The organism is Streptomyces blastmyceticus (assembly GCF_039521185.1).
Lineage (GTDB): Bacteria > Actinomycetota > Actinomycetes > Streptomycetales > Streptomycetaceae > Streptomyces > Streptomyces blastmyceticus.
Genome location: NZ_BAAABW010000027.1, coordinates 80,770 through 106,010 on the forward strand (window position 1 = coordinate 80,770; position 25,241 = coordinate 106,010).

The following is a 25,241-nucleotide window of genomic DNA, read 5'->3' on the forward strand; positions in this document are numbered from 1 at the left end:
TCGGTCTTCTCAGCTCTTGCCGAACCTCTTGTCGATGAAGTCGAAGAGCTCGTCGTCACTGGCCTCTTCGAGCACGTTCGCCCCGGCGGTGTCATCCGCGGCGTTCCGGATGTCGTTCCACTTCGTCAGCAGGGACTGCAGGCGCACCGCGACGCGGTCGTGGGCGTCCTCGTCCTCGGTCAACGCGGCCAGGTCCTCCGGCGCCTGGGCCGACAGGATGTTCTCCAGCCGCTCCAGCTCCTCCAGGACGGAGTGCCCGGGCTCGGCGGCCTGCGGTGCCACCTCTTCCCGCAGCCGGTGCGCGAGCGCCAGCGGGGTCGGGTAGTCGTAGACCAGCGTCGCCGAGAGCCGCAGTCCGCTGGCCGCGTCGAGGCGGTTGCGGAGCTCCACGGCGGTCAGCGAGTCGAAGCCGAGCTCCTTGAACGCCTGCTCGGCGCCGACCTGTTCCGTGGACGCGTAGCCCAGGACGGCCGCCACCTGACGGCGCACCAGATCCAGCACGGTGCGCTGCTGCTCCGCCTCGGAGAGGCCGGCGAGGCGTGCCGCCAGCGTCTCCGCCGTGGCCTCGGCGGCCACGGTCGCGCGTCCGGACTCCGCGGCGCGGCGGGCGGGGACGCGCACCAGGCCGCGGTAGAGCGGCTGCAGCTCCCCGGCGGCGGCGTTGGCGCGCAGGGCGGCCAGGTCCAGCCGCACCGGCACCAGCACCGGCTCACCGGTCCCGTGCGCCGCGTCGAACAGGGCCAGGCCCTCCGCCGCGGACAGCGGCAGCACACCGCCGCGCGCCGACCGGTCGAGGTCGGCCGCGCCGAGCGTGCCTGCCATGCCGCGCTCCTCGGCCCACATGCCCCACACCAGGGACACGGCGGCCAGCCCGCGGGCCCGGCGGTGCCGGGCGAGTGCGTCCAGGAAGACGTTGGCCGCCGAATAGCTGCCCTGGCCGGGGCTGCCGAGGGTACCTGCCGCCGCCGAGTAGAGCACGAAGGCGGACAGGTCCAACTCCCGGGTCAGCTCGTGCAGGTTCACCGCCGCGTCGACCTTGGGCGCGAGCACCCGGTCCACCCGCTCCGGCGTCAGCAGGTCGATGACGCCGTCGTCGAGCACGCCCGCGGTGTGCACCACGGCCGTCAGCGGATGCTCCGCCGGGACGTCCGCCAGCAGAGCGGCCAGCGCCTCCCGGTCGGCGGCGTCGCAGGCGGCCACGGTGGCCTCGGCGCCCAGCTCCCGCAGTTCCGCGGTCAGTTCGGCCATGCCCTCGGCGGCCGGACCGCGTCGGCTGACGAGCAGCAGGTGGCGGGCGCCGTGCTCGGCGACCAGGTGCCGGGCCAGCAGCCGGCCCAGACCACCGGTGGCCCCGGTGATCAGGACGGTGCCCTCGGGGTCGACGGCACCCGCCCAGGCCGGCGTGCCGGCCTCGGCCTCGGTCCCGACCCGGGCCAGGCGCGGCGCGTACGCCGTGCCCGCGCGGAGCGCGATCTCCGGCTCGCCCGTGGCCAGCGCGCCCGGGACGGCCGCGAACGACGCTGCCCCCGACTCCGTCCAGGGGGACCCCAGGCCGTCGATGTCCAGCAGCAGGAACTGCTCGGGGTTCTCCGCCTGCGCGGCCCGCAGCAGACCCCAGACCGGGGCCGTCACCAGGTCGGCGACCTCGGTGTCATCGGCCGCGGCGACCGCGCCGCGGGTGACGACCACCAGCCGCGCGGCGCCCGGCCGACCGCCGTTCAGCCACTCCTGAAGCAGGTTCAGGGCGTGGTGGACGGCGGTGTGGACGGCTCCGGCGAGGTCCTCGCCGGCCGCGTCGCCGGGCTCGTGCAGCAGCGGCAGCAGCACCGTCTCCGGTGCGGAACCGCCCGCCGCGACGGCCGCGTTCAGCGCCGCGAGGTCGTCGTACGCCTCGACACGCACCCCGGCCGACTCCAGCGCCGCGCCCAGCTTGAGCTCGTCGCCGCCGATGACGGCGAACCGCTCGGCGGGGACCGCCTGGGCGACCGGCAGCGCCGTCCAGTCGACGCGGAACAGCGACTCGTGGCCGCCGTCCGTGGCCGTGGACGCACCGGCGATCCGGTCCACGTCCAGCGGCCGGGTGGCCAGCGCGTCGACGGTCGCGACGAGCGAGCCCGCCGCGTCGGCCAGGACCACCGAGACCGCCCCGTCCTGGGCCGGGTCGGCGGCCGGGGCCAGCCGTACCCGCAGCGCGTCCGCGCCGATCGCGCGCACGCTCACCCCGCGCCACGAACCCGCCAGCGCGGCACCGTCGGTGTCCGCGGCCAGCAGTGCCAGCGGCTGGAGCGCGGCGTCCAGCAGTGCCGGGTGCAGTGCGAAGCGCGCCGCCTCCGGCTGCCGGTCCTCCGCGAGGCGGACCTCGGCGAAGAGCTCCGCACCACGCCGCCAGACGCGCTCCAGGCCCTGGAAGGCCGGGCCGTGCGACAGACCGGTCCGGGCCAGCCGGGCGTAGACCTCGTCGGCCGGCACCGGCTGTGCCTCGGCCGGCGGCCAGGCGGACAGCCCGGCCGGGCTCGCCGCGGCCCCTCCGGTGGCCAGCAGGCCACTGGCGTGCCGGGTCCACGGCTGGTCCGCCCCTTCCGGACGGGAGTGGACGGCCAGCGTGCGGCGGCCGGCGTCGTCGGGCTCGCCGACCGACACCCGCAGTTGCACCCCGCCGTGCTCCGGAAGCACCAGCGGCGCCTCCAGGGTCAGCTCCTCCAGCAGTTCGCAGCCGGCGTGGTCACCGGCGCGGACGGCCAGCTCGACGAAGGCCGAGCCGGGCACCAGCGCCGTGTCGCCGACCGCGTGGTCGGCCAGCCAGCCGTGCGAACGCAGCGACAGCCGGCCGGAGAAGAGGAACGCGTCCGAGTCGGGCAGCTCCACCGCGGCACCCAGCAGGGGGTGACCGGCGGCGCCGAGCCCCATCGAGGCGAACTCGTCGAGGCCCAGCAGGGCGTCGGCCCAGTAGTGCCGCTGCTGGAAGGCGTACGTCGGCAGGGCCACGCGGCGCGCGCCCGTACCGGCGAAGAACGCCTCCCAGTCCGGGGCCGTGCCCCGGACGAACAGCCGCGCCAGCGCGTCCGTCGCCGCCTGCGCCTCCGGCCTGCCCTTGCGCAGCGCCGGTACGAGCTCGGCGCGGCCGGGCTCGGCCAGGCACTCCTGGGCCATGGCGGTCAGCACCCCGTCGGGGCCCAGCTCCACGAAGGTCGTGACGCCGTGCTCCTCCAGGGCTCGGATGCCGTCGAGGAAGCGGACGGCCTCGCGGACGTGACGCACCCAGAAGTCCGGGCTGGTGATCTCCTCGGCGGAGACCAGCGCGCCGGTCAGGTTGGAGACGATCGGGATGCGCGGAGCCTCGTACGACAGACCCTCGGCCACCGTGCGGAACTCCTCCAACATGCCGTCCATGCGCGGCGAGTGGAAGGCGTGGCTGACGGTGAGGCGCTTCGTCTTACGACCCTGCGCCTCGAAGGCAGCGGCAATCGCAAGCGCCGCGTCCTCGTCACCCGCGACGACCACGGACTGCGGGCCGTTGAGGGCAGCGATGCTCACGCGCTCGGTCAGCAGCGGCAGCACCTCCTCCTCGGACGCCTGCACGGCGATCATCGCGCCACCGGCGGGGAGTTCCTGCATCAGGCGACCGCGCGCGGCCACCAGGGTGCAGGCGTCCGCCAGCGACAGCACACCCGCGACATGCGCGGCGGCCAGCTCACCGATCGAGTGACCGGAGAGGAAGTCCGCCTTGATGCCCCATGCCTCGACGAGGCGGAACAGCGCGACCTCGACCGCGAACAGCGCGGGCTGGGTGTACCGGGTCTGGTTCAGCAGCTCGGCGTCGTCACCGAACACCACGTCCTTCAACGGACGCTCAAGGTGCCCGTCCAAGTGCGCGCACACCTCGTCCAGCGCATCCGCGAACACTGGGAAGGACTCGTACAGTTCACGGCCCATGCCGAGCCGCTGGCTGCCCTGACCGGTGAAGAGGAACGCCGTCTTGCCGGCCGTGGCCGAGCCCTGGACGAGCCCGGGCTCAGCCGACTCGCCGCGGGCGAGGGCGGCCAGACCGCGCAGCAGCCCGTCCCGGTCCCCGGCGGCCAGTACGGCCCGGTGGTCCAGGGCGCTGCGGGTCGTGGCGAGCGAGTACGCCACGTCCACCGCGTCGGCCTCGGGCCGCTCGGCGAGGTGCGCCCGCAGCCGCTCGGCCTGGCCGCGCAGCGCGGCCTCCGACTTGCCCGACAGCACCCACGGCAGCACCGGGAGCCCCGTCACCGGAGCGGTGGCGGCGGTCTCCGCCGGCAGCTGCTCGGGCGCCTGCTCCAGGACCGTGTGGGCGTTGGTGCCGCTGATGCCGAACGCGGAGACCGCGGCCCGGCGCGGGCGGCCGGTCTCCGGCCACTCCACCGACTCGGTCAGCAGCGCGATCTCGCCCGCCGACCAGTCGACGTGCGGGGTCGGCGCGTCGACGTGCAGCGTCTGCGGCAGCACCCCGTGCTGAAGCGCCAGCACCATCTTCATCACACCCGCGACGCCCGCCGCGGCCTGCGTGTGACCGATGTTGGACTTGATCGAGCCCAGGTAGAGCGGCTCGCCGACCGTGCGCTCCTGGCCGTAGGTGGCCAGGAGGGCCTGTGCCTCGATCGGGTCGCCCAGCGTCGTGCCCGTGCCGTGCGCCTCGACCGCGTCGACCTCGGCGGCCGAGATGCCCGCGCTGGCCAGCGCCTGCCGGATCACCCGCTGCTGCGACGGACCGTTCGGCGCCGTCAGACCATTGCTCGCACCGTCCTGGTTGATCGCGCTACCACGCACGATCGCCAGCACCGGGTGACCGTTCTTCTGCGCGTCGGAGAGCCGCTCGACGAGCAGCATGCCGACACCCTCACCCCAGCCCGTACCGTCCGCACCGGCCGCGAACGCCTTGATCCGGCCGTCCGTTGCGAGCCCGCGCTGCTTGCTGAACTCGACGAACGAGCCCGGCGTGGACATCACGGTCACACCGCCCGCGAGGGCGAGCGAGCACTCGCCGTTGCGCAGCGCCTGGATGGCCCAGTGCAGCGCGACCAGCGACGAGGAGCACGCAGTGTCGACGGTGACCGCCGGACCTTCCAGGCCCAGGGCGTACGAGACCCGGCCGGACATGACGCTGGCCGCGTTGCCCGTGCCCATGAAGCCGTCGCCGCCGTCGGACGAGTTGAGCACCAGCGACATGTAGTCCTGGCCGTTGGTGCCGGCGAAGACGCCGACCTGCCGGCCGCGCAGCGCGGCCGGGTCGATGCCCGCCCGCTCGAACGCCTCCCAGCTGGTCTCCAGCAGCAGGCGCTGCTGCGGGTCCATCGCGACGGCCTCGCGCGGCGAGATCCCGAAGAACGCCGCGTCGAAGGCCCCGGCGTCCGTCAGGAAGCCGCCCTCACGGACGTACGTGGTGTTCTCACCGTCGGACTCCGGGTCGTACAGCCCCTCGACGTCCCAGCCGCGGTCGGCGGGGAAGCCGGTGACCGCGTCCCGGCCGGAGGCCAGCAGCTTCCACAGCTCCTCGGGGGTGGTCACGCCGCCGGGGAAGCGGCAGCTCATCGACACGATCGCGATCGGGTCGTCGGCCACGGCCGCCACGGAGGCGGCGGGACCGGCGACGGGCTCGCTCTCCTCGCCCAGGACCTCGGTCCTGAGGTGGTCGGCGAGCGCCGCCGACGACGGGTAGTCGTAGACCAGGGTGGGCGGCAGCCGCAGCCCGGTCACGGAGTTGAGCCGGTTGCGCAGCTCGACCGCGGTCAGCGAGTCGAAGCCCAGCTCCTTGAAGGCGCGTCCGGCCTCGACCTCCGCCGCGTCGGCGTGGCCCAGCACGTCCGCCACCGCGGAGCGCACCAGGTCGAGCAGCGCCTGCTCGGCCTCGGCGCGGGACAGCCCGGCCAGCCGTCGGGCGAGTGAGGACTCGCCCTCGGCCGCCGCGCCCGCACCGGGCGCCTGTGCCGCTTCGGCCTCCAGCGCGGTGCGCGCCTCGGGCAGTTCGAGCAGCAGGGCGCTCGGCCGCGAGGCGGTGAAGCCCGGCGCGAGCAGCGCCCAGTCGATGTCCGCGATGGTCACCGCGGTCTCGTCCAGGTCGAGTGCCCGCTGCAGCGCGGCGATCGCCAGCTCCGCCGCCATCGGCGGCACGCCGGCGCGGCGCATGCGCTGCTCCAGGGCATCGTCGCCGGCCATGCCGCCCTCGGCCCACGGGCCCCACGCGATCGACGTCGCGGGCAGGCCCTCGGCTCGCCGGCGCTCGGCCAGCGCGTCCAGGAAGGCGTTCGCGGCAGCGTAGTTGCCCTGCCCGGCGGCGCCCATGGAACCGGCTGTCGAGGAGAAGAGCACGAACGCCGACAGGTCCAGATCCCGCGTCAGCTCGTCCAGGTTGGCCGCGGCCTCCGCCTTGGCGCGCAGGACGGTCGCGAAGCGCTCGGGGGTGAGCGCGTCCAGCACGCCGTCGTCCAGCACGCCGGCCGCGTGCACCACGGCAGTCAGCGGCAGCTCCGCGGGCAGCCCGGCCAGGAGACCGGCCAGGGCCTCCCGGTCGGCCACGTCACAAGCCGCGACCGTGACCTGAGCGCCCAGCGCGACGAGTTCGTCGCGCAGCTCGGCCGCGCCCGGCGCGTCCACGCCGCGACGGCTGGTCAGCACCAGGTGCTCGGCACCCTGGCCCACGAGCCAGCGCGCTACATGGCCGCCCAGCGCACCGGTGCCACCGGTGACCAGCACCGAGCCGGCGCCCGGTCGCCAGGTCCGGCCGGCCTTCGCCGGGGCCGTGCCCCGGGTGAGCCGGCGCCCGAAGACACCGGAGGAGCGGACCGCCACCTGGTCCTCGCCACCACGGCCGGAGAGCACCCCGGCGAGGCGCGCCAGCGCCCGCTCGTCCGCCGTCTCCGGCAGGTCGACCAGACCGCCCCAGCGCTCCGGGAGCTCCAGCGCCGCCACCCGGCCCAGGCCCCAGACCCGCGCCTGCACCGGGTCGACCGGCGCGTCGGAGCGGCCCACGGAGACCGCGCCACGGGTGGCCACCCACAGCGGGGCGTCCACGGCGGCGTCGCCCAGCGCCTGGGTCAGCGCGAGCGTACGGTGCAGCCCCGCGGCACCCGCGGCGGCCAGCAGCGAGAACACGCCCGCCACCGCACCGTCCCCGGCCTCCGCGCGCAGCCGCTCGGCCACCGAAGCGCGGTCGCCCTCGGCGCCCAGCTCGACGACCCGGGCCTCGGCGCCGCGTGCCGCCAGCGTCCGTACGACGCCCTCGGCCCACGCCGCACCGGCCTGGTCCGCGGCGGTGACGACCAGCCAACGACCACTCGGCGCGCCGTCGGCACGGAGGGTCACCGGCTTCCACGTCGCCTGGTAGCGCCAGGCGTCGACGGTCGACAGCTCGGTCTGCTGACGCCGCCACGAGGACAGCATCGGCAGGACGGCGCTCAGCGAGGAGAGCTCCTCGGCGTCTTCGGAGCGCAGCGTGCCCGCGAGGGCCTCCAGGTCCTCGCGCTCGACGGCCTCCCAGAACCGCGCGTCCACCGCGTCCGAAGTCGGCGCGCCGCCCTGGGCAGGCCCCTCGGGGGACTCGACCCAGTAGCGCCGGCGCTCGAAGGCGTACGTCGGCAGGTCGACCCGCGTGGCCTCCGTCCCGGCGAAGAACGCCGTCCAGTCCAGGGCGACACCCCGGACGTGCAGCGCGGCCAGCGCACCGGTCACCGACTCGGCCTCGGCACGCCCCTTGCGCAGCGCGGGGACGAACGCCGCGCCCTCGCCGGTGAAGCACTCCTGCGCCATCGCGGTCAGCACGCCGTCGGGGCCCAACTCCACGAAGGTCGAGACGCCCTGAGCCTCCAGGGTCCGCACCACATCCAGGAAGCGGACCGCCTCGCGGACGTGCCGGACCCAGAACTCCGGGCTCGTGATCTCCTCGGCGGAGACCGGCGCGCCCGTCAGACCGGAGACGACCGGGATGCGCGGGGCCTCGTACGACAGGCCCTCGGCGACCGTGCGGAACGCCTCCAACATGCCGTCCATGCGCGGCGAGTGGAAGGCGTGGCTGACGGTGAGGCGCTTGGTCTTACGACCCTGCGCCTCGAAACCGGCCGCAATCGCGAGCGCCGCGTCCTCGTCACCCGCGACCACCACGGAAGCAGGGCCGTTGAGAGCGGCGATGCTGACACCCTCCGTCAGCAGCGGCAGCACCTCGTCCTCGGAAGCCTGCACCGCGATCATCGCGCCACCGGCCGGAAGCTCCTGCATCAGGCGACCGCGCGCGGCCACCAGCTTGGAAGCATCAGCAAGGGACAGCACCCCAGCCACATGCGCGGCGGCCAGCTCACCGATCGAGTGACCGGCCAGCACGTCGGCCCTGGCACCCCACGCCTCGACGAGACGGAACAGCGCCACCTCGATGGCGAACAGCGCGGGCTGGGTGTACCGGGTCTGGTTCAGTAGCTCGGCGTCGTCACCGAAGACCACGGTCTTCAGCGGCTGTTCCAGGTGCCGGTCCAGCTCGTCGCAGACCGCGTCCAGCGCCTCCGCGAACGCCGGGTACGCGGCGTACAGTTCGCGGCCCATGCCGAGTCGCTGGCTGCCCTGGCCCGTGAACAGGAACGCCGTCCCGCTCTCGGTGGCGGTTCCTGTGATCAGGCCCGCGGCGGTGGTGCCGCGCGCCAGGGCGCCCAGTCCGGCGCGGAGGCCGGCGAGGTCGTCGGCGACGACCGCCGCGCGCCGCTCCAGTGCCGCCCGGCCGGTCGCCAGCGAGTAGGCCACGTCGGTGGCGGCCGTCTCGGTGTGCGCGGCGAGGTGGGCGAGGAGCCGCTCGGCCTGGCCGCGCAGCGCGGCCTCGGACTTGCCCGACAGCACCCACGGGACCGCCGGGAGCTCCGCCGCCGGGGCGGCGGGCCGGGCGGGAGCCTGCTCGGGCGCCTGCTCCAGGATGGTGTGGGCGTTGGTGCCGCTCACACCGAAGGAGGAGATCGCCGCGCGGCGCACCCGGCCGGTCTCCGGCCAGGCCCGTGCCTCGGTCAGCAGCTCGATGTCACCGGCCGCCCAGTCGACGTGCGGGGTGGGCTCGTCCACGTGCAGCGTCTGCGGCAGCACACCATGGCGCATCGCCATGACCATCTTGATGATGCCGCCGACACCGGCGGCGGCCTGGGTGTGACCCACGTTCGACTTGAAGGAGCCCAGCCACAGGGGCTGTCCCTCGGGCCGCTCCTGGCCGTAGGTGGCCAGCAGCGCCTGCGCCTCGATGGGGTCGCCCAGGGTGGTGCCGGTGCCGTGCGCCTCGACGGCGTCGACCTCGGCGGCCGAGACGCCCGCGTTGGCCAGCGCCGCGCGGATGACGCGCTGCTGCGACGGGCCGTTGGGAGCGGTCAGGCCGTTGCTCGCGCCGTCCTGGTTGACCGCGGAGCCCCGCACCACGGCGAGGACCGGGTGGCCGTTGCGGCGGGCGTCCGAGAGCCGCTCGACGAGCAGCATGCCCGCACCCTCGGACCAGCCGGTGCCGTCCGCCGCGGCCGCGAAGGACTTGCAGCGGCCGTCGGTCGAAAGGCCCTGCTGGCGGCTGAAGTCGATGAACGTGTCGGGGGTGGCCATGACGGTCACACCACCGGCGAGCGCCATCGTGCACTCACCGTTGCGCAGCGCCTGCGCCGCGAGGTGCAGGGCGACCAGCGACGAGGAGCACGCCGTGTCGATGGTGACCGCCGGGCCCTCCAGGCCGAAGGTGTACGACACCCGGCCGGAGGCGACGCTGCCCGCGGCGCCGGTGCCGAGGTAGCCCTCCAGGTCCTCCGGGACGCCCGTCAGGCGCGTCAGGTAGTCGTGGTACATCACACCGGCGAAGACGCCGGTCCGGCTGCCGCGCACCGAGGTCGGGTCGATGCCCGCCCGCTCGAACGCCTCCCAGCTGGTCTCCAGCAGCAGTCGCTGCTGCGGGTCCATCGCCATGGCCTCACGCGGGTTGATCCCGAAGAACGCCGGGTCGAACTCGGCGGCGTCGTGCAGGAATCCGCCCTCGATGGTGGAGCTGGTGCCGGACGCGCCGGGGGTGCCGCCGTTCAGTGCCTCCAGGTCCCAGCCACGGTCCGCCGGGAAGCCGGAGATCGCGTCCACCGAGCCCAGGACGAGCTGCCACAGCTCCTCGGGGCTGGTGATCCCGCCCGGGAAGCGGCAGCTCATGCCGACGATGGCGATCGGCTCGTCGTCGGCCACGACGGCGGTGGTGTCCGGGGCCGTGGTGACGACCTCGTCGCCGACCAGCTCGGTCCGCAGGTGACGGGCGAGGACCGTCGGGTCCGGATAGTCGAAGATCAACGTGGCCGGCAGCCGCAGCCCCGTCACCGCGTTCAGCTGATTACGCAGCTCGACCGCGGTCAGCGAATCGAAACCGAGCTCCTTGAACGCCCGGCCCGAACCGACGGTCTCCGCCCCGGCATAGCCGAGAACAGCCGCCACCTGGCCACGGACCAGGTCCAGCAGCATCCGCTCCTGCTCCGCCGGGCTCAACCCGGCAAGCCGCTGCACGAGACCCGACTCGCCCGCACCCGCCGCGACGGCGTCGACCGCGCGTCGCGCCGGCACCCGCACCAGCCCGCGCAGCAGCGCGGAGACGGGGCCGTTCGCGGCCTGCGTGCGCAGCGCCGGGAGATCCAGCCGCATCGGGACCAGCGTCGGCTCGCCCGTGGTGAGGGCGGCGTCGAAGAGCCGCAGGCCGTCGGCGACGGACAGCGGGGGCACTCCGGCGCGCCGCATCCGGGTGATGTCGGCCTCGTCCAGGGTGTCACCCATGCCGCCACCGGCCCACAGACCCCAGGCGAGGGCGGTCGCGGGCAGGTCCTGCGCCCTGCGGTGCTCGGCGAGAGCGTCCAGGAAGGCGTTGGCAGCGGCGTAGTTGCCCTGGCCAGGGCCGCCGAAGACACCGGCGGCCGAGGAGAACACCACGAACGCCGACAGGTCCAGGTCCCGCGTGAGCTCGTGCAGGTTCCAGGCCGCGTCCACCTTCGGGCGGAAGACGTGCGCCAGGCGCTCCGGGGTCAGCGAGCCGACCGTGCCGTCGTCGAGCACACCGGCGGTGTGCAGCACGGCGGTCAGCGGGTGCGCGGCCGGAACGTCCGCCAGGACGGCGCCCAGCGCCTCCCGGTCGGCCACGTCACACGCCGCCCACGTCACCGACGCACCGGCTCCGGTGAGCTCTGCCGCCAGCTCGGCCGCACCGGGCGCCTCGGCGCCCCGACGGCTCACCAACAACAGGTGCCGCACGCCCTGTTCGGCCACCAGGTGCCGGGCGAACAGCCCGCCCAGCGAGCCGCTGGCGCCCGTCACCAGCACCGTGCCGTCCGGGTTCCACACGGTGGCGTCGGCGTCGTCCGCCGAGGCAGCGCGGGCCAGTCGCGGCGCCTTGAGGGCGCCCTCCCGGATCGCGGTCTCGGGCTCGCCGGCGGTCAGCGCGGCGGGCAGCGCACCGAGCGAGTCGGCGTGCCCGTCGAGGTCCACCAGCAGGAAGCGGTCCGGGTTCTCCGACTGCGCCGAGCGCAGCAGGCCCCGTACGGTCGCGCCCGCCAGGTCGGTCACCGGCGCACCGGCCTCGGTGGCCACGGCCCCCGAGGTCAGCACCACCAGCCGGGAGTCGGCGAAGCGCTCCTCCGCCACCCACGCCTGCACCAGGGCGAGCGCCTCGGCGCCGGCCCGGTGGGCGACGGCGGCCGCGTCCTCGTCGGCCCCGTCCGCGGACGGGGAGACGAAGACGAACTCCGGTGCCTTGGCGCCGTTTTCGACCGCCTCGACGAGGTCGGTGTACGTGGCGTACGCCGGAACGTCCGCTCCGACGAGGGCGGCGGAGCCGAGGACCGCCCAGCGGTCGTCGGCGGCCGCGGCGGACGCCGCCGCGAGCTCGGTCCACTCCACGCGGAACAGCGACTCGTGGTAGGTCGTCCGGGCGTTGCGCAGCTGCTCGTCCGAGACCGGGCGCAGCGCGAGCGACTCGACGGCGGCGACCGGCGCGCCGGTCGCGTCCGCGATCTCCAGCAGCACGCCGTCGCCGCCGGTGGCGGCCATCCGGACGCGCAGGGCGGAGGCGCCGCTGGCGAGCAGCGACACCCCGGCCCAGGCGAACGGCAGCCGGCCCTGGGTCTCGGTGCCGCCCAGGCCGCCGAGGCCCAGCGCGTGCAGCGCCGAGTCCAGCAGCGCGGGGTGCAGCCCGAAGTCCGCGGCCTGCGCGTCCTCGGGCAGCTGCACCTCGGCGAAGATCTCGCCGTCGCGCCGCCACGCCCTGCGCAGGCCCTGGAAGGCCGGGCCATAGGCGAAGCCGACGTCCCGCAGGTGCTCGTAGCGGTCCTCGACCGCCACCTCGGCCGCGCCCTTCGGCGGCCACACACCCAGCTCGAAGGCCGGCTCCGAGCGGTCCGCGGCGGCCAGCACACCGCTGGCGTGCCGGGTCCACGGCTCCTCGGCCGGGAGGTCCTCCAGGCGGGAGTGGAAGGTCAGGGGGCGGCGGCCCGACTCGTCGGCCGCGCCGACCCACAGCCGCAGCTGGACCCCGCCCTGCTCGGGCAGGACCAGCGGCGCCTCCAGCGTCAGCTCTTCGAGGTGCTCGCAACCGACCTGGTCACCGGCGCGAATGGCCAGCTCCACGAAGGCCGTTCCCGGCAGCAGGACCGTGTCCATGATGGTGTGGTCCGCGAGCCAGGGGTGGGTGGACAGCGCCAGGCGGTTGGTGAACAGCATCCCGTCCGCGCCCGGCAGCTCGGCGCTCGCGCCGAGCAGCGGGTGCCCGGCCCGGCCGAGACCCACGGCCGCGACGTCCCCGAGGTACAGCGAGGACACCTTCGGCCAGTAGCGCTCGCGCTGGAAGGCGTACGTCGGCAGCTCGATCCGCGCGGCACCGGTGCCCGCGTAGTACGCAGCCCAGTCCACCTTCGCACCGCAGACGTGCGCCCGCGCCACGGCCGCGGTGAGTGCCTCGGCCTCGGCACGGTCCTTGCGCAGCACCGGCACGAAGGCCGCGCCCTCACCGGTGACGCACTCCTGCGCCATCGCGGAGAGCACCCCGTCCGGGCCCAGCTCGACGAAGGTGGTGACGCCCTGCGCCTCCAACGTCCGCACGCCGTCGAGGAATCGGACCGCCTCGCGGACGTGGCGGACCCAGAAACCGGGGTCGGTGATCTCCTCGACGGAGACCAGCGCGCCCGTCAGGTTGGAGACGATCGGGATACGCGGAGCCTCGTACGACAGCCCCTCGGCCACCGCACGGAAGTCCTCCAACATGCCATCCATACGCGGCGAGTGGAACGCGTGGCTGACGGTCAGGCGCTTGGTCTTACGACCCTGCGCCTCGAAACCGGCCGCGATCTCAAGCGCCGCGCCCTCGTCACCCGCAATCACCACGGAAGAAGGGCCGTTGAGAGCGGCAATGCTGACACCCTCCGTCAGCAGCGGAAGAACCTCATCCTCCGACGCCTGCACCGCGATCATCGCGCCACCGGCAGGCAGCTCCTGCATCAGACGGCCACGAGCGGCCACCAGCTTGGAAGCATCGGCAAGGGACAGCACACCCGCAACATGCGCAGCAGCCAGCTCACCGATCGAATGACCGGACAGCACATCGGCCTTGACGCCCCACGCCTCGACGAGACGGAACAGCGCCACCTCGACCGCGAACAGCGCGGGCTGAGTCCAGCCGGTCCGGTCCAGAAGTTCGGCGCCCTCACCGAAGACCACGGTCTTCAGCGGACGCTCCAGGTGCCGGTCCAGCTCGTCGCAGACCGCGTCGAACGCCTCCGCGAACACCGGGAACGCGGCGTACAGCTCACGCCCCATGCCCAGCCGCTGACTGCCCTGGCCCGTGAACAGGAACGCGGTCTTGCCGCCGATCGCGGAGCCCGTCACCAGGCCCGCGGCCGACTCGCCGCGTGCCAGGGCCTCCAGGCCCGCCAGCAGGGCGTCCCGGTCGGCGACGACCAGCGCCGCGCGCTCCTCGAGGAGGGTGCGGTGTGCGGCCAGGGAGTGGCCGAGGTCGGTGAGTGCCGTCTCCGGCTGCTCGGTCAGGTGCGTCCGCAGGCGCTCGGCCTGGGCGCGCAGGCCCTCGCCGGTGCGGGCGGACAGGACCACCGGCAGCACCGGCGGGACCGCGCCCGGCTCGGCCGCGTTCTCGACGGCCTCCTCGGCCGGCGCCTGCTCCACGATGGCGTGCGCGTTGGTGCCGCTGAAGCCGAAGGAGGAGATGCCCGCGCGGCGCGGACGGTCGGTCTCCGGCCAGGCCACCGACTCGGTCAGCAGGGCGATGTCACCGGCCGCCCAGTCGACGTGCGGGGTGGGCTCGTCGATGTGCAGGGTCTGCGGCAGCACGCCGTGCCGCATCGCGAGCACCATCTTGATGATGCCCGCGACGCCCGCGGCGGCCTGCGTGTGACCGATGTTGGACTTGATGGAGCCGAGGTACAGCGGCCGGTCGGCGGGGCGGTCCTGGCCGTACGTGGCGAGCAGGGCCTGCGCCTCGATCGGGTCGCCGAGCCTCGTGCCGGTGCCGTGCGCCTCGACCGCGTCGACCTCGGTGGCCGACAGTCCGGCCGCCGCCAGTGCCTGGCGGATGACGCGCTGCTGGGACGGGCCGTTGGGCGCCGTCAGGCCGTTGCTCGCACCGTCCTGGTTGACCGCCGAGCCGCGCACGACGGCGAGGACGGGGTGGCCGTTCTTGCGCGCGTCGGAGAGCCGCTCGACGAGCAGCATGCCGACGCCCTCGCCCCAGCCGGTGCCGTCGGCACCGGCCGCGAACGCCTTGATGCGACCGTCCGTGGCGAGACCGCGCTGGCGGCTGAAGTCGATGAAGACGCCCGGGGTGGACATGACGGTGACACCGCCGGCCAGGGCCAGCGAGCACTCGCCGTTGCGCAGCGCCTGGATGGCGGAGTGCAGGGCGACCAGAGAGGAGGAGCAGGCCGTGTCGATGGTGACGGCCGGGCCCTCCAGGCCGAAGACGTACGCCAGTCGGCCGGAGATCACGCTGGCCGCGTTGCCCGTGCCCATGTGGCCTTCGAGGCCCTCGGAGCCGCCGAGCAGCAGCGACAGGTAGTCCTGCCCGTTGGTGCCGACGAACACGCCGGCGTGGCTGCCGCGCAGCGTCGCCGGGTCGATCCCGGCCCGCTCGAACGCCTCCCACGAGGTCTCCAGCAGCAGGCGCTGCTGCGGGTCCATGGCGAGCGCCTCGCGCGGCGAGATCCCGAAGAACGTCGGGTCGAAGTCGGCGACGTCGTGCAGGAAGCCGCCCTCACGGGCGTACGAGGTGCCCTCGGCGTCCGGGTCCGGGTTGTAGAGCGCCTCCAGGTCCCAGCCGCGGTCGGTGGGCATGCCCGAGATGACGTCCGTACCGGAGGAGAGCAGCTGCCACAGCTGCTCGGGGGTGTGCACGCCGCCGGGGAAGCGGCAGCTCATCGCGACGATCGCGATCGGGTCGTCGGCCACGGCCGTCATCACCGGACCGGTGATCGCGGCCTGCTCGCCGAGGAGTTCGGCGAGGAGATGGTCGGCGAGGGCGTTCGGCGTCGGGTAGTCGTAGATGAGGGTGGCGGGCAGCCGCAGGCCGGTGACGGCGTTGAGACCGTTGCGCAGCTCGACGGCGGTCAGCGAGTCGAAGCCGATCTCGCGGAACGCGCGGTCGGCCGCGACGTCGTCGACGTGGGCGTGGCCGAGCACCTCGGCGACGTGGCCGCGGACGAGGTCCAGCAGGAAGGTGCCGCGCTCGGACTCGCCGAGTCCGAGCAGCTGCCGGCCGAGCGAGGAGGCCGGCTCGGCGGCCTTGCCCACCCGGTCGACGGCGGTGGTGGCAAGGTTCGCCGACCGGCGCGTCTCGGCCAGGTCGGACAGCAGCGGGCTGGGCCGTACGGCGGCGAAGCCGGGGCCGAACCGCTCCCAGTCCACATCGGCGACGGCCAGCACGGCGTCGTCCAGGTCCAGGGCCTGCTGGAGGGCGCTGATCGCGAGAGAGGCGTCCATCGGCGGCAGCCCGGCGCGGCGCATGCGCTGCTCCAGGGCCGCGTCGGCGGCCATGCCGCCCTCGGCCCACGGGCCCCACGCGATCGAGGTCGCGGGCAGGCCCTCGGCCCGCCGGCGCTCGGCCAGCGCGTCCAGGTAGGCGTTGGCGGCGCCGTAGTTGGCCTGACCCGCGGCACCGAGCGTGCCGGAAATCGAGGAGAAGAGGACGAACGCGGACAGGTCCAGCTCGCGCGTGAGTTCGTCCAGGTTGGCCGCGGCCCCGGCCTTGGCGCGCAGGACGGTGGCGAAGCGCTCGGGAGTGAGCGCGTCCAGGACGCCGTCGTCCAGCACACCGGCGGCGTGCACCACGGCGGTGAGCGGGAGTTCCGCGGGCAGCGAGGCGATCAGGGCGGCCAGGGCCTCCCGGTCGGCCACGTCGCAGGCCGCGACGGTGACCCGGGCCCCGGAGGCCGCGAGCTCGTCGCGCAGCTCGGCCGCGCCCGGCGCGTCCGGGCCGCGGCGGCTGGTCAGCACCAGGTGCTCGGCGCCGTTGTCCACCAGCCAGCGGGCGACCTGGGCGCCCAGCGCGCCCGTGCCGCCGGTGACCAGCACGGAACCGCGCGGCCGCCATGCGTCGGCCTCGGCGACCGGCGTGGCGGCGGCCCGTACGAGCCGACGGCCGAGGACTCCGGCGGAGCGGATCGCGATCTGGTCCTCGTCACCGGCACCGGCCAGCACCGTGGCCAGCCGGGTCAGCGCGCGGTCGTCCGCCGTCTCCGGCAGGTCGACCAGGCCGCCCCAGCGCTCCGGGTGCTCCAGGGCCGCGATCCGGCCCAGGCCCCAGACCTGCGCCCGGGCCGGGTCCGCGGGTGCGTCGGTGCGGCCGGTCGACACCGCGCCGCGGGTGGCCACCCACAGCGGGGCGTCCACGGCGGCGTCGCCCAGCGCCTGCGTCAGCGCGGCCGTGGCCGGCAGTCCGCCGTCCTCGGTGAGCGCGAGCAGCGAGAGCACACCGGACACCTCGGTGCCGACGGCCGCCTCGCGGAGCCGCTCGGCGTACCCGGAGCGGCCGTCGGCGGCGCCCAGTTCGACGAGCCGCGCCTCGGCGCCGCGCTCGGTGAGCGTACGGATGACTCCGGCGGACCACTGCGCCTCACCCTCGGGCGCGGCGACGAGCCAGACGCCGGTGGGACGGGACGCCGTGCTCGGGGACAGCGGCTTCCAGGACACCTGGTAGCGCCAGCCGTCGACACCGGCCGGGGCCGCGAGGGCCCGCACCGGCGCGTCCGGCCAGTAGCGGCGGCGCTGGAAGGCGTACGTCGGCAGGTCGACCCGTGCGGCTCCCGTGCCGGCGAAGAACGCCGCCCAGTCCACCGTCACACCGCGGACGTGCGCCCGGGCCACGGCCGCCATCAACGACCCGGCCTCGCCACGGTCCTTGCGCAGCGCGGGGACGAAGGCCGCACCCTCGCCGGTGACGCACTCCTGCGCCATCGCGGAGAGCACCCCGTCCGGGCCCAGCTCGACGAAGGTGGTGACGCCCTGCGCCTCCAAGGTGCGCACCGCGTCCAGGAAGCGGACGGCCTCACGGACGTGCCGGACCCAGAAGCCGGGGCTGGTGATCTCCTCGGCGGAGACCAGCGCACCCGTCAGACCGGAGACGATGCCGATGCGCGGAGCCTCGTACGACAGCCCCTCGGCCACCGCGCGGAACTCCTCCAACATGCCGTCCATGCGCGGCGAGTGGAAAGCGTGGCTGACGGTGAGGCGCTTGGTCTTACGACCCTGCGCCTCAAAACCGGCCGCGATCGCAAGCGCCGCGTCCTCGTCACCCGCGATCACGACCGACCGCGGGCCGTTGAGGGCGGCGATGCTCACGCGCTCGGTGAGCAGCGGAAGAATCTCGTCCTCCGACGCCTCGACCGCGATCATCGCGCCACCGGCGGGGAGTTCCTGCATGAGGCGACCGCGCGCGGCCACCAGCTTCGCCGCGTCCGCCAGCGACAGCACACCCGCGACGTGGGCGGCGGCCAGCTCGCCGATCGAGTGGCCGGACAGCACATCGGCCTTGACGCCCCACGCCTCGACGAGGCGGAACAGCGCCACCTCGACCGCGAACAGCGCGGGCTGCGTGTACCGGGTCTCGTTCAGCAGCTCGGCATCGTCACCGAAGACCACGGTCTTCAGCGGACGCTCCAGGTGCCGGTCCAATGCGTCGCAGACCGCGTCGAACGCCTCCGCGAACACCGGGAACGCGGCGTACAACTCACGCCCCATACCGAGCCGCTGACTGCCCTGACCTGTGAACAGGAACGCCGTCCCGCCCTCGGTGAGGGTGCCCTCGGCGAGGCCGGGGGCGGTGTGGCCGGCGGCCAGTGCCTCCAGGCCGCGCAGCAGCGCGTCGCGGCCGTCGGCGGCGAGTACCGCGCGGTGGTGCAGCCCGGCGCGGCCGGTGGCCAGCGAGCGGGCGACGTCGGCCGGTTCGAGCTCCGGGTGGGCCGTCAGGTGGGCGTGCAGCCGCTCGGCCTGGGCGCGCAGCGCCTCCTGGCTCTTGGCCGACACGGTGAAGGGCAGCAGCGGGAGCCGGGTGGTGGCGGCCGTCGTCGGCTCCGCCGGGTCGGCCGCCGGGGCCTGCTCGATGATGGTGTGGGCGTTGGTGCCGCTGATACCGAAGGAGGAGACGGCGGCGCGGCGCGGGCGGCCGGTCTCCGGCCACTCGATGGTCTCGGTCAGCAGCTCGACCGCGCCGGCCGACCAGTCGACGTGCGGGGTCGGCTCGTCCACGTGCAGCGTCTGCGGCAGCACGCCGCGCTCCATCGCCTTGACCATCTTGATGATCCCGGCGACACCGGCGGCGGCCTGCGAGTGGCCGATGTTGGACTTGATGGAGCCGAGGTACAGCGGCCGGTCGGCGGGGCGGTCCTGGCCGTACGTGGCGAGCAGGGCCTGCGCCTCGATCGGGTCGCCCAGGGTGGTGCCGGTGCCGTGCGCCTCGACGACGTCGACCTCGGCGGTGGTGAGCCCGGCGCCGGCCAGCGCCTTGCGGATGACGCGCTGCTGCGCGGGGCCGTTGGGCGCGGTCAGGCCGTTGCTCGCACCGTCCTGATTGACGGCGGAGCCGCGGACGACGGCGAGGACGGGGTGTCCGTTGCGCCGCGCATCGGAGAGCCGCTCGACGAGCAGCATGCCGACGCCCTCGCCCCAGCCGGTGCCGTCGGCGGCCGCCGCGAACGCCTTGACGCGGCCGTCGGAGGCCAGCCCGCGCTGGCGGCTGAACTCGGCGAACGTGCCGGGGGTCGTCATGACGGTGACGCCGCCCGCGAGCGCCATGGAGCACTCGCCCTGGCGCAGCGCCTGGATGGCCCAGTGCAGGGCGACCAGGGAGGAGGAGCAGGCGGTGTCGACGGTGACGGCGGGGCCTTCGAGGCCGAGGGCGTAGGAGATGCGCCCGGAGATGACGCTGCCGGCGTTGCCGGTCATCACATGGCCCGCGACCTCGGCACCGGCCTGCTCCAGGCCCACTTCGTAGGCGCTGTAGGAGGCGCCGACGAAGACGCCGACGCTGCGGCCGCGCGCCTCGTCCGGGTCGATGCCCGCGCGCTCGAACGCCTCCCAGGACGTCTCCAGCAGCAGCCGCTGCTGCGGGTCCATGGCGAGGGCCTCGCGCGGCGAGATCCCGAAGAAGGCGGCGTCGAACAGGTCGGCCTCGTGCAGGAAGCCGCCCGCCCGGGCATAGTCGCCCGGCTCGGCCTCGGACGCCCAGTCCAGCGACTCCCAGCCGCGGTTGACCGGGAAGCCGGTGATGGCGTCCTCGCCGCCGGTGACCAGCCGCCACAGCTCCTCGGGCGAATCCACGTCGCCGGGGTAGCGGCAGCTCATCGCGACGATGGCGATGGGGTCGTCGTCGGGCGCGGCGGTGGCCACCGCGTCGGCCTGCTCGGCGTCCTCGTCGACGAGGTCGCCCAGGAGCTCGCCGCGCAGGTGGTCGGCGAGGAAGGCGGAGTTGGGGTAGTCGAAGACGATGGTGGTGGGCAGCTTCAGCCCGGTGGCCGCGGAGAGCCGGTTGCGGAGCTCGACCGCGATCAGCGAGTCGAAGCCCAGCTCCTTGAAGGCCCGGCGCGGCTCGACGGCCTCCGGGCCGGCGTGTCCGAGCACCGCGGACACCTGGGTGCGGACCAGGTCGAGCAGGGTGCGCCGGCGCTCGGCCGGGGGCAACGCGAGCAGCCGCTCGGACAGCGAGGAGCCGGTGGCGGAGAGCCCGGCGGCGGCGGTGCGCCGGCCGGTGCCGCGGATCAGGCCGCGCAGCAGCGCCGGCACCGGGCCGGTGCCGTGCGCGGAGCGCAGCGCCGCCAGGTCCAGCCGGGCCGGGACGAGGACGGCCCGGCCGGTGCGGCGGGCGGCGTCGAAGAGCGCCATGCCCTCGTCGTCGCCGAGGGCGCCCATGCCGCTGCGGGCCAGCCGCAGCAGGTCGGTCTCGGTCAGTGCGCCGGTGATGCCGCCGGACCGGGCCCACAGGCCCCAGACCAGGGAGGTGGCGGGCAGGCCCTGGGCGTGCCGGTGGCCGGCGAGCGCGTCGAGGAAGACGTTGCCCGCGGCGTAGTTGGCCTGGCCGGCGCCGCCCAGGGTGCCGGCGATGGCGGAGAACAGGACGAAGGCGGACAGGTCGAGGTCGCGGGTGAGCTCGTGCAGGTTCCACGCCGCGTCCACCTTGGGGCGCAGCACGCGGTCCAGCTGCTCGGGCGTGAGGCCGGGCACGGTGGCGTCGTCCAGGACACCGGCGGTGTGCACGACGGCGGTGAGCGGGTGGGCGGCCGGGACGGCGGCCAGGGTGGCGGCCAGCGCCTCGCGGTCGGCGGCGTCGCAGCCGGCGATGGTCACCTCGGCGCCCAGCGCGGCGAGTTCCTCGCGCAGCTCGTCGGCGCCGGGGGCCTCGGGGCCGCGGCGGCTGGTGAGCAGCAGGTGGCGGACGCCGTGCTCGGTGACCAGGTGGCGGGCGAGCAGGCGCCCCAGGCCGCCGGTGCCGCCGGTGATCAGTACGGTGCCCTCGGCGTCCAGGGCGGGCACCGGGGTGTCCGGGCCCTTCAGGTCGGCCGCGGTGGTGCGGGCCAGGCGCGGCACCAGGATCTCGCCGTCGCGCAGCGCCAGTTCGGGTTCCCCGGTGGCCAGCGCGCCGTGCAGGGCGGCCGTGGAGGCGTCGGTGCCGTCGAGGTCGACGAGGACGAAGCGGTCCGGGTTCTCGGTCTCGGCGGAGCGCAGCAGGCCCCACAACGCGGAGTGCGCCAGGTCGGTGACGTCCTCGTCGGGGCCGGCGGCGATCGCGCCCCGGGTGACGAGGGCCAGCTTGGCGTCGGTGAAGCGGGTGTCGGCCAGCCAGCCCTGCACCAGCTCCAGCGCACGGAGCGCGGCCCGGTGGGTGGCGGCGGCGAGGTCCTCGCCGTCCTGGGCGGCGGGGAAGGAGGCCAGCACCAGCCCGGGCGCCGGGGTCTCCCCCGCGTCGACAGCCGCCGCGAGGGCGGCGAGGTCCGGGAAGGAGGCGTCGGCGACGCCTGCCGGGCCCAGCCCGAAGGCGTCGGCGCCGAGTACCGCGCGGCGTCCGGCGGCGCCCGGCTCGGCGGTGACGGCCCGCGGTGCCACCCAGTCCAGCCGGAACAGCGCCTGCTGGTGGGCGAAGGAGCCGACGGCACCGAGGTCGGCGTCGCTCTCCGGCAGCGGGCGGAGGGTCAGCGCGTCGACGGTGGCGACCGGCTGACCGGTGGCGTCGGCGAGCACCAGCGCGACGGTGTCCTCGCCGACCGGCGAGATCCGTACGCGCAGCGCGTCGGCGCCGACCGCGTGCAGGGTCACGCCCTGCCAGGCGGCGGTCAGGCGGGCGCCGGAGCTGCCGTGCAGCGCGTGCAGCACCGCGTCGAGCAGCGCCGGGTGGACGGCGAAGGCCGCGGCGGCCGGGTCGGCGTCCTCGGCCAGCCGCACCTCGGCGAACAGTTCGTCGCCGCTGCGCCAAGCGGCGGTCAGCCCCTGGAAGAGCGGCCCGTGCCGCAGCCCGGCGGCGGCCAGCTCCGTGTAGAGGTCGTCGGTGTCGATCGCCTCGGCGCCGGCCGGCGGCCAGGTGGTCAGCTCGGCGGGGGTCGCCGCGGGGCGCGTGTCGGCGAGCGCGCCGGTGGCGTGCCGGGTCCACGTCGTGTCGGCGGCGTCGTCGGTACGGGAGGAGACGGTGAACGCGCGGCGGCCTGCGGCGTCCCGCGCCCCGACCTCGACCTGGATGCGCACCCCGCCGCGGGCGGGCAGCACCAGCGGGGTCTCCACGGCGAGTTCGGCGAGGTACTCGCAGCCGACCTGGTCACCGGCGCGGATCGCCAGCTCGACGAGGGCGGCGCCCGGCAGCACGGCGGTGCCGAGCACGGCGTGGTCGGCCAGCCACGGGTGGCTGTCGAGCCCGAGCCGCCCGGTGAACAGGAAGCCGTCGCTCATCGCCAGCGGCACCGCGGCGCCGAGCAGCGGGTGGTCCGCCGACTCCAGACCGATGGCCGTCGCGTCACCGGTGGTGGCGCCGGGCTCCAGCCAGAACCGCTGGTGCTGGAAGGCGTACGTGGGGAGTTCGGCCCGGCCGGCGCCGGTGCCCGCGTAGAACGCGGCCCAGTCGACCGCCACGCCACGGACCTGCGCCCGGGCGAGGCCCGTGGTCAGCGCCTCCGCCTCCGGGCGGCCCTTGCGCAGCACCGGCACGAAGTCGGCCTCGGTGCCGGTGACGCAGTCCTGGCCCATCGCGGAGAGCACCCCGTCGGGGCCCAGCTCCACGAAGGTGGTGACGCCCTGGGCCTCCAGGGTGCGCACCGCGTCCAGGAAGCGGACGGCCTCACGGACGTGACGGACCCAGAAGCCCGGGTTCGTGATCTCCTCGGCGGGAACCACAGCACCCGTCAGACCGGAGACGATCGGGATGCGCGGGGCCTCGTACGACAGACCCTCGGCCACCGCACGGAAGGCATCCAACATGCCGTCCATGCGCGGCGAGTGGAAGGCGTGCGAAACCGTTAGACGCTTCGTCTTACGACCCTGCGCCTCGAAAGCCGAAGCGATCGCAAGCGCCGCATCCTCGTCGCCCGCGATCACCACGGAAGCAGGGCCGTTGAGAGCGGCAATGCTGACACCTTCGGTCAGCAGCGGAAGAACCTCGTCCTCAGAAGCCTGCACCGCGATCATCGCGCCACCGGCAGGCAGCTCCTGCATCAACCGGCCACGAGCGGCGACCAGCTTGGAAGCATCAGCAAGGGACAGCACCCCCGCCACATGCGCGGCAGCCAGCTCGCCGATCGAGTGACCGGAGAGGAAGTCCGCCTTGATGCCCCATGCCTCGACGAGGCGGAACAGCGCCACCTCGACCGCGAACAACGCAGGCTGAGTGAAAGCCGTCCGGTCCAGGACCGAAGCGTCGTCCCCGAACAGCACGTCCTTCAGCGGCAGTTCGAGATGCGCGTCCAGCTCGGCGCAGACCGCGTCCAGCGCCGCCGCGAAGGCCGGGTACGCGGCGTACAGCTCGCGCCCCATGCCCAGCCGCTGGCTGCCCTGGCCCGTGAACAGGAACGCGGTCTTGCCGTCGATCGCGGAGCCCGTCACCAGGCCCGGGGCCGACTCGCCGTTTGCCAGGGCCTCCAGGCCAGCCAGCAGGGCGTCCCGGTCGGCGACGACCAGCGCCGCGCGCTCCTCGAAGGCCGCGCGCCGCGTGGCCAGGGAGTGGCCGAGGTCCACCAGATCGGCGGCCGGGGCGGCCGCCAGGTGCGCACCCAGGCGCTCGGCCTGGGCGCGCAGGCCCTCACCGGTGCGGGCGGAGAGGACCACGGGCAGCACCGGCGGGACCGCGCCCGGCTCGGCCGCGCTCCCGGCGGCCTCCTCGGCCGGGGCCTGCTCGATGATCGTGTGCACGTTGGTGCCGGACACACCGAAGGAGGAGACGCCGAAGCGGCGCGGGTGGCCGGTCTCCGGCCAGGGCCGGGCGTCGGTCAGCAGCTCGACGTCGCCCGCCGCCCAGTCGACGTGCGGGGAGGGCTCATCCACATGCAGGGTCTGCGGCAGCGTTCCGTGGCGCATCGCCATGACCATCTTGATGATGCCCGCGACACCGGCGGCGTTCTGCGTGTGGCCGATGTTGGACTTCAGCGAGCCCAGCCACAGCGGCTGTCCCTCGGGCCGCTCCTGGCCGTAGGTGGCCAGCAGCGCCTGCGCCTCGATCGGGTCACCCAGGGTGGTGCCCGTACCGTGCGCCTCGACCGCGTCGACCTCGGCGGCGGACAGCCGGGCGTTCTCCAGCGCCTGCCGGATCACGCGCTGCTGCGCGGGACCGTTCGGCGCCGTCAGGCCGTTGCTCGCACCGTCCTGGTTGACCGCCGAGCCGCGCACGACCGCCAGCACCTGGTGCCCGTTACGACGGGCGTCGGAGAGCCGCTCGACCAGCAGCACACCGACACCCTCGGACCAGCCCGTGCCATCGGCGGATGCGGCGAAGGACTTGCACCGGCCGTCGGCCGACAGACCACGCTGCCGGCTGAACTCCACGAAGACGTCCGGGGAGGCCAACACGGTCACACCGGCCGCGAGGGCGAGCGAGCACTCGCCGGTGCGCAGCGCCTGGACGGCCAGGTGCAGCGCCACGGACGAGGAGGAGCACGCGGTGTCGATGGTGGCGGCCGGGCCCTCCAGGCCGAAGGCGTAGGAGAGCCGGCCGGAGACCACGCTGGAGGCGGTGCCGGTGAGCAGGTGGCCCTCGACGCCATCAGGCAGGTCGTACTCGCCCGCGCCGTACGCCTGGGCGGAGGCGCCGACGAAGACGCCGGTGCGGGAGCCGCGGACGGCCGCCGGGTCGATGCCCGCGCGCTCGAACGCCTCCCAGGAGGTCTCCAGCAGCAGGCGCTGCTGCGGGTCCATGGCGAGGGCCTCGCGCGGCGAGATCCCGAAGAAGCCGGGGTCGAACTCGGCGGCCTCGTAGAGGAAGCCGCCGCCGCGGGCGTAGAAGGTGCCCTCGCGGTCCGGGTCGGGGTCGTAGAGGGACTCGATGTCCCAGCCGCGGTCCTCCGGGAAGCCGGAGATGGCGTCGCCGCCGCGGTCGACCAACTGCCACAGGTCCTCGGGCGACCGCACGCCGCCGGGGTACCGGCAGCTCATGCCGACGATGGCGATGGGCTCCCGGGACGCCTCGGTCAGCTGCTGGTTCTGCCGGCGCAGCCGGTCGGTCTCCTTGAGCGAGGCCCGCAGTGCTTCAACGATCTTTTCGTTGGGGGTTGTCATCTTGCTACTCCGTGCTTGGG

The 25,241-nt window shown here is 74.8% G+C and carries 1 protein-coding gene; it reads right to left on the reverse strand.

The window, feature by feature from the left end; all coding sequences use genetic code 11:
• Nucleotides 1–9 precede the first annotated feature (9 nt).
• Nucleotides 10–25,221, reverse strand: coding sequence for a type I polyketide synthase (locus ABD269_RS27400; RefSeq protein WP_344122131.1), 25,212 nt, complete (start codon nt 25,219–25,221; stop codon nt 10–12).
• Nucleotides 25,222–25,241: the final 20 nt, after the last annotated feature.